The following is a 7,650-nucleotide window of genomic DNA, read 5'->3' on the forward strand; positions in this document are numbered from 1 at the left end:
GTTATCGTTGCGAACGATGTCATCAGGACTTTGATGACTTAACTAATAGCATTTTCACAGCGTGCCATCAACCCCTGAGGGTGTGGATTTTACGCCTTTATTTTATGGGTTTAAAGTTATCCAATGAGCAGATTGCAAAGAAGTTTGTGTATAATGCAAGAAAAAAGAGAAAGGTCTTACCTGACCACTCTTTAGAGGCTTTTTTATGTAGAAAACCAACATTGGAGAAAGCATGACCATCACCTCCCTGAAACACCAAAAGAACCATCTAAAAAATTAAAGGAACTGCTTTACAGCTCGGAATTAAAATTTTTTATGGAGTCTCATAGTGCATTAAGTGCCAAAATTGCAGAGGATGCAGGATTTGAGGCTTTATGGGCCTCACGTCTCTCCATTTCTGCTTCAATGGGGTTAAGTGATAGAAACGAAGCCTCTTGGACACAGGTTCTAGAGGTAGTTGAGTTTATGGCTGACCATACTAAAGTTCCTATTTTAATGGATGGCGACACTGGCTTTGGCAACTTCAATAATGTGCGCCGTTTAGTGAAAAAGCTCTCCCAAAAAGGAGTGGCTGGGGTATGCCTGGAAGATAAGCTATTTCCAAAGCTTAATTCTTTCTTAGGGGATGGTCAGGAATTAGCAGATATTGAAGAGTTCAGTGGAAAAATTAAAGCTGCCAAAGATAGCCAACTGCATGATGATTTTTGTGTGGTAGCACGTACTGAAGCGCTTGTTGCAGGTCATGGCATGGACGAAGCTTTGAAGCGTGCAGATCGTTTTCATGCTGCTGGTGCAGATGCCATCTTGATTCATTCTAAAAAAGATACGGGAGACGAGGTGCTAGAATTTTGTAAACGGTGGGAGAATCGTTGCCCTGTCGTGATCGTGCCGACAAAATACTACAAAACTCCCACCACCACTTATCGGGAAGCTGGCGTGTCAACTGTAATTTGGGCTAACCATAGCTTGCGTGCGTCTATTGCAGCGATGAAGCGTGTAACTTCTCTGAATTAAAAAAGAAGAAGCTGTTTCTGGTATTGAGCATGAAATTGCCTCTCTTCACGATGTGTTCTCATTAACAAATGAATTTGAAGTGCAGGAAGCTGAAAGAAAATACGGTATGCCATCATGATTTGTCCAGAATATTTTACCAATGCTCTCATTGATCGTGGCGTGCAATTTTTCACAGGGGTGCCTTGCTCCTATTTAACCCCATTGATCAATGAGGTCATCGCTACCGAGGTCACGGATTACGTGATTGCTTCAAGCGAAGGAGATGCCCTTGCTATGGCTTCAGGAGCATGGCTCGCTGGCAAATTAGGATTGGTGATGTGTCAAAATTCAGGACTTGGCAACATGATTAATCCTTTAACATCATTAAATGCCCCTTTTAACATTCCCGTTTTGCTATTGATCACGTGGAGAGGCAAGCCTGGTGAGCCCGATGAGCCTCAGCATGAGGTAATGGGGAAAATTACAACAGGTCTTTTAGATTTAATGGGGATTCAATGGAGCTATTTTCCCGAGACTGAAGCCGAGGTTTTGGCATCCTTGGATAAAGCCATGTCAGTCATGGGCAATGCCCATTGTCCTTATGCCCTCATTTTACAAAAGGACAGTTTCAAAACAGGAAAGCCAGCGCCTAAAGTGGTTGAAGATGCGCACTTGCCAACTCGTGAGGAAGTATTGAGCACTTTCTTAAAATCTTTGCCCGATGAGGTCTCTGTGATTGCAACCACAGGAAAAACAGGACGGGAGCTATACACGTTGCAAGATCATTCAAAGCATTTCTACTGCGTAGGCTCAATGGGCTATGCTAATGCTTTAGCTCATGGAGTGGCCTTAAATAGCAAAAAACCAGTGTTTGTGATTGATGGTGATGGAGCAGCGATTATGCATCTTGGAAATCTCACCAGTATTGGTGCCAGTGCGCCGAGTAATTTAGTACATGTTATTTTAGATAATGGAACGTATGATTCTACAGGGGCTCAAGCTACCGTTTCGGAGTACGTCGATTTTGCAGCATTAGCCAAAAGTTTGGGCTATAAAAAACAATTTCGCTGCTCTTCGCTAAGGGATTTTTCAAATGCTTTGAAAACCGTAGATTCTGGTGGACCTGCATTAATTCATTTGAAAATAAAAAGCGGTTCAATGAAAAATTTAGGGCGTCCAGCGGTTAAGCCGCATGAAATTGCTCGTCGGTTACGTCAACACATTCAGAAAATGGAACAAGGGGAATAGTTTATGCCAGAAATGATTAAAAAAGCCAAGCTCAATCCAAGCTTGTTAAACCTACAAATTTACGCTTCTAAAGCTATTTCCTTAGAGGTCAAAAAGAACCCTGACATAGTGGGGCTAAGCTTTGGTGAGCCAGAGTTTGGTCCCCCCCCTTATGCCCTAAAAGACATTGAAGATAAAGACCTTTCTATCGGCAACTTTTTAAACGCGGTAAAGCGCTATGAGGACCCGAAAGGATCATTAGAGCTTAGGCAGGCTATCGCTGCTTGGTATAAGCAGCGTTACAATTTAGATGTGAACCCTGAGAAAGAAATTATGGTGACACACGGAGGGGTTGAGGCCATTACCCTAGCCATTTTGTCTACCAGTGAAGTGGGTGATATCATTGCGGTGACGGACCCCTCTTACATGCTTTATTCTCGAACGATTACAACCCTAGAGCGTAAGTGCCATACGATTCATCGTCCAGTAGGCGGGTATGAATATAAGAAAATTCTGGAAGATAAAGCTATTCTGCAGTCAGACTTTGCCAAAGCAAAAACGATCATTATTAATTCACCAGAAAATCCTTCTGGGTATGTGGTTGATCCTACTGAATGGGAAATGATTGCCGATTACTCCAAAAAAATGGGGCTATGGGTCATTCATGATGAGGTTTACGATACAATGGCGTTCGAGCGAAAGCACATTCCATTTCGAGCTAGTTGTTCTTTGCCACCCTATTCAATTATGATCAACAGCTTTTCTAAAAAATTTGGTATTCCAGGCTTACGTATTGGCTGGATAGTCGCAAATGAAGAGGTAATTAATTTAGCGAGCAAGATTCATGACTATATGTATCTTGGGGTCAATATTCAGTATGAAAAAATTGCAACTCGCTTACTGTCTGACCAAAGAAATATGGAATGGCTGGCAGGCATTACTCAGAAAATAAAGCAACGCGCAGAAAAAGCAATGCACGTTCTGGGTGAACAGCAAGGGTTTTCCTGGCCTCGTCTGCCTCTTGGCGCAATGTTTCTTTTCCCGAATGTGCGTGCTTTGTATGATAAAATGCCTGAAGCCTATCGGTCAAAAGGTGTAGTTGTAGGGGATGCTGTAGCACAATATTTGATGAAAGAGAAAAAAGTGGCTGTCGTGCCTGGTTCAGTGTACGGTTCGGAAAGCAGTGAGCATGTACGCCTGGTATTGTGTACAACTGATAAAGAGTTTGATCTTGCGCTTGACCGCCTTCAAGCTTAAGGGCGTCAATCATGAAAACTGAAAAAAATTCCTTGATCGAACAAGGATTTGCTCATTTTAAAAACGCGCTGCATCCTTCTGCATTTTCTGCTTTGAGTGAGGAATATGAACGTCTGGTTGTAAGAGCGCGAGAAATTATAGCTCACACTAAGAAAGAAAATATCAGTTTGGGAGATTATTACCAGCAGCATGATGGCGAAATTATTGTTGTACCTGAAGCGGAGCAACCGACCGAGCCTTGCCGTTTTGAATATATTGCGCATTGTTCAAAGCGTTTAAATGATGAGGTTGTTCAGTATGTGAAAGATTTAATTGAAACGCTAACTGGCGAGTCATTTGTACTGTTTAAAGATAAGTGCAATCTTAAAAATCCAGGAGGCGGTGCTTTTCCTCCACACCAGGATATTACTGCATATCGCCATTTCAAGCCAAAGTTCCATATTACTGCGGCAGTCATGCTGGATGACTCAACCGTAGAAAATGGTTGTTTGGAAATGGCAAGTAATTATCACCAAAGTCTTGGGACTCAAGCATTAGGCATTCTGGATTTTTATGAGGGAGGTCCTCGCAATGGAGACATTAAGGATGAGATTAGTCAGCAATTTGATTGGAGGTCTATTCCAGCGGCGCCTGGTGATGTAGTGCTTTTTAATTCCTTTGTGCCACATCGATCAGCAAAGAATACTTCGCAAAAGAGTCGACGGAATTTCTTTTTTACTTTTAATGTGGCTCGAGAAGGCAACTGGTATGAGCATTATTATGCTGCAAAAAAGCTGGACTTTAATAATCCGATGTTTCATGTTTCGACCCCAACGCAGCATCGAGGCAAGTAAATGAGTAAACAGGCACGTTTATTTACCCCAGGACCTTTAAATACTTCACAACAGGTTAAGGCATCGATGCAGATTGACCTTGGAAGCCGTACCGAGACACTTGCCGATTTGACTCAGAATATTCGGAATGAGCTTGAGTCTATTGCTGAATGCGGGAAAGAGTGTACCTCTGTTCTGTTGCAGGGAAGCGGCACTTTTGCTGTGGAGGCAATGCTAAGTACGTTGATTCAGGCAGATGATTGTGTATTGGTCATATCTAATGGTGTATATGGTGACCGGATGGCTAAAATATGCCAGATACATGGACTGCCTTTTTTTGTCTTGCAGCAGGACCCAGCGGCTCCGATTCAGCTTGATGAGGTTGAGAAATTTCTCAAAAATGAGCCATGCATCACACACATTGGGGTGGTTCAATTTGAGACTGCTGTAGGGATATTGAATAATATCGACGCTTTACTAGTTTTAGCTGAGCAGCATGCTTGCAAAGTTTTGGTGGATGCAATGAGTTCCTTTGGAGCATTACCATTGCCCTATCAAAGTACTGCTTTGGTTGCGGTAGTATCTTCGGCGAATAAATGCCTACATGGAGTGCCTGGGTTAGCATTTGTCCTAGTCCGCTTGGAAAGCCTATTGCGTTCTCGCGTAACCCGCTCATTAAGTTTAGATTTAAAGGCTCAGTGGAAATCTTTTGAAGATCAGCATCAATGGCGTTTTACTCCACCCACGCATTGTTTGCTTGCTTTTCAACAAGCTTTATTGGAGTTTAAGCAGGCAGGTGGCATGCAGGCTCGCCTCAAAAAATATCAAGCACTCAATGAGCAATTGATAGCGGGATTAGAGCAGCTTGGCATCTATCCCGCTATTCCAGAATCATACCGTGTCCCGATGATTACGACCTTTTTGCTCAAGAACATCAAAATCAATTTTAATGATCTGTACACTGCCTTGTTTGAGCAAGGATTAGTGATTTATCCTAGCAGTTTTCTGGCAGAAAAAAGCTTTCGGGTCGGGTGCATTGGCGAACTTGATGCGAGAGATATCGAGAGATTAGTTTCTGCGATTAAACAGGTACTTTTACAAAATGAAAAATAACCGTATTACAGGTCCCACTGATTTGCCCCCTGAGGTAAGAAATGCAATCAATCAACAGATGATCAGTCATCGCAGTGACGAATTCAAAAGTGTTTTTGCCAGAGCTTCTAAGAAACTTCAAACGCTTCTGCATTCCAAAAATATCCCTTTGTTTTTAAGCTGCTCAGGTACAGGTGGATTAGAGGCTGCAATTTTAAATACCCTGCAGAAAGGAAACCGAGTGCTTGTGCTGAGTGCAGGATATTACGGGGATTTATTTGCTCAAATAGCAAAAAAGCACTTAGGTGAGCATGTGATGACCCATCAAGTTACGCCAGGCACAGCAATTAGTCCTGAGAAAGTGAAGGAGATTCTTCAGGAGCAAGATTTTGATGCGGTCTTGCTAACACATAGTGAAAGCTCAACTGGAGTTTCAAATCCCGTGCCAGAATTAGCTGAGTTGATTCGGCAATACTCGAATGCTTTAATTCTGGTGGATGCGATTAGCAGTGTAGGCACAACTGAAATTAATATGGAAAAATGGGGTGTGGATGTCATTGTTACTGTCCCACAAAAGGGTCTAATGGCCCCGCCAGGCTTATCCATGATCGCGATAAGTGACCGAGCTATGGATATTGTGAACAGTGGCTGCGCTCTAGGTTCTTTTTATTTTGATTTTAAACGTGCTTATGAGGCTACATTAAAGAATCAACCTGCCTTTACCCCTGCAATGTTTTCTGTTTGGGGGATTGATGCAACTTTAGATTTGATCGAAGCTGAGGGTTCTCAGCAGGTTTTTGCTAGGCACAAGCGATTATCATTATGCTGTCAAAATGGTGTTCTTGCTGCTGGTTTTACACTTTTTGCAGAGAAAGATTTTCGTGCTCCTGGCATTACCTCTTTTCGCGTGCCTGCCTCCACCTCTTCTCATGCACTACAAAAATATCTGGAAGAAAAACATCAAATTTTTGTAGGTGTGGGTGTAGGGTCTTGGGAAAGTGAAGTAATTCGTGTTGGTCACATGGGGTGGGTCTTTGATCAAGACATTGAATCGGTTTCGCAAGCCTTAGCTGAAAGTTGTCTTTAATTTTTATTGACCCTCTGCTGTGATAACAGCATAACTGTCAATCACAGGACTAGCATCAATAATGTACGGTTCTGTCGCAGAGGTGCGACACGAAGTCGCATATTAGTGCTGCTTCCCACGTTAAGAGGAAGCCATCTGTGCCACCAGATGAGCCTACCGATCTGAATAAAGAGCGATCGGAACAATGTAATGAAGCGCAGTAATGCGCGGGGTGAGAATCGCAAGAGGACAACCCTCCTGATAACCATAGATCGGGTGAGTGCTAGGCAGTTAGTATGGCGAATATAGGTGAATCTACGTAGAAAGSGTCATCCGCAAAGAGCGTAAGTGGTTGAGACGCTCTAGCCAAAACGGCACTGAAGGATGGTAAGGGGGTCGTATTCTTCCCTTTCGTGGTCAATATATCCTTCCGCTTTACAGTAGGCGCCTAAGCTAACATGCACAATATGCGGAACGTGGGAACCTCGTACTGCTCCTGTTATCAGGGAGGTGAGCTGTGAGGTTCACTGTGAGCAGTGCGGGATTGGGATGCTGGAAAAAGCGAAGGTCTGGTTGTAATGATCAGGATAGGGGTTTAAACGTCACCCAACACGAAAGTGTGCCCACGTCCAGCGGGTCTCTCGTTGCAAGAGAGTTTGTAGAACCTGAATATAAGGAAAAGCAAATGACGGCTAAATCTGATTTAACTGGTGCATCCTTAGCATGGAACTTTATCGACTGGAAGGTTATAGAGCGTCATGTCAACAGGCTGCAAATGCGTATTGCAAAGGCTACCASAGAAGGAAAACACGGTAAGGTTAAAGCTTTGCAGTGGATTCTGACTCACTCGTTTTATGCCAAATTACTGGCAATCAAACGAGTCACTAGCAATAAAGGAAGCGAGACAGCAGGGGTAGATAAAGAGTTGTGGAAATCAGATAAACAAAAGACAATCGCGGTGATTCGACTGAAGCGACGTGGTTACCAACCACAACCGTTAAGGAGGATATACATCCCCAAGAAAAACGGCAAACAAAGACCTTTAGGCATTCCCTGTATGATTGATCGGGCACAACAGGCATTACATCTGCTTGCCTTAGAGCCTGTATCAGAAACGATGGTAGATAAGAATGCCTATGGGTTTCGACCCAAAAGGTCGGCAGCTGATGCCATTGAGCAATGTTTTAAAACACTGTGTAGAAG

Annotated in this window: 7 protein-coding genes; all 7 read left to right on the forward strand. The window is 43.2% G+C overall.

Annotation, left to right across the window (positions count from 1 at the left end; translation table 11 throughout):
* Window positions 1–285 precede the first annotated feature (285 nt).
* Entirely contained in the window at window positions 286–1,014 is a 729-nt protein-coding gene (gene aepX, locus CU053_RS03200; protein WP_267901799.1) for a phosphoenolpyruvate mutase, read from the forward strand.
* Between the two features lie 114 nt (window positions 1,015–1,128).
* Window positions 1,129–2,241: a phosphonopyruvate decarboxylase gene (gene aepY / locus CU053_RS03205; RefSeq protein WP_100551360.1), complete on the forward strand. Its 1,113-nt coding sequence runs from the start codon at window positions 1,129–1,131 to the stop codon at window positions 2,239–2,241.
* 3 nt (window positions 2,242–2,244) lie between these two features.
* Window positions 2,245–3,477 carry a pyridoxal phosphate-dependent aminotransferase gene (locus tag CU053_RS03210; RefSeq protein ID WP_199244192.1) on the forward strand — a complete coding sequence of 411 codons (1,233 nt, stop codon included), beginning with the start codon at window positions 2,245–2,247 and terminating at the stop codon, window positions 3,475–3,477.
* Window positions 3,478–3,488: 11 nt separating this feature from the next.
* Window positions 3,489–4,310 (forward strand): phytanoyl-CoA dioxygenase family protein, encoded by an 822-nt coding sequence (locus CU053_RS03215; protein WP_100551361.1) that lies wholly within the window; start codon window positions 3,489–3,491, stop codon window positions 4,308–4,310.
* Complete coding sequence (locus CU053_RS03220; protein ID WP_100551362.1) at window positions 4,311–5,402, forward strand: 2-aminoethylphosphonate aminotransferase; 1,092 nt, start codon at window positions 4,311–4,313, stop codon at window positions 5,400–5,402.
* Window positions 5,392–6,468 (forward strand): pyridoxal-phosphate-dependent aminotransferase family protein, encoded by a 1,077-nt coding sequence (locus CU053_RS03225; RefSeq protein ID WP_100551363.1) that lies wholly within the window; start codon window positions 5,392–5,394, stop codon window positions 6,466–6,468. The genes CU053_RS03220 and CU053_RS03225 overlap by 11 nt, the downstream gene beginning before the upstream one ends.
* Before the next feature lie 664 nt (window positions 6,469–7,132).
* A partial coding sequence (locus tag CU053_RS03230) for a reverse transcriptase N-terminal domain-containing protein (RefSeq protein ID WP_199244193.1) occupies window positions 7,133–7,650 on the forward strand: 518 nt, incomplete at its 3' end.

It is taken from the genome of Caedibacter taeniospiralis (genome assembly GCF_002803295.2).
Lineage (GTDB): Bacteria > Pseudomonadota > Gammaproteobacteria > Francisellales > Francisellaceae > Caedibacter > Caedibacter taeniospiralis.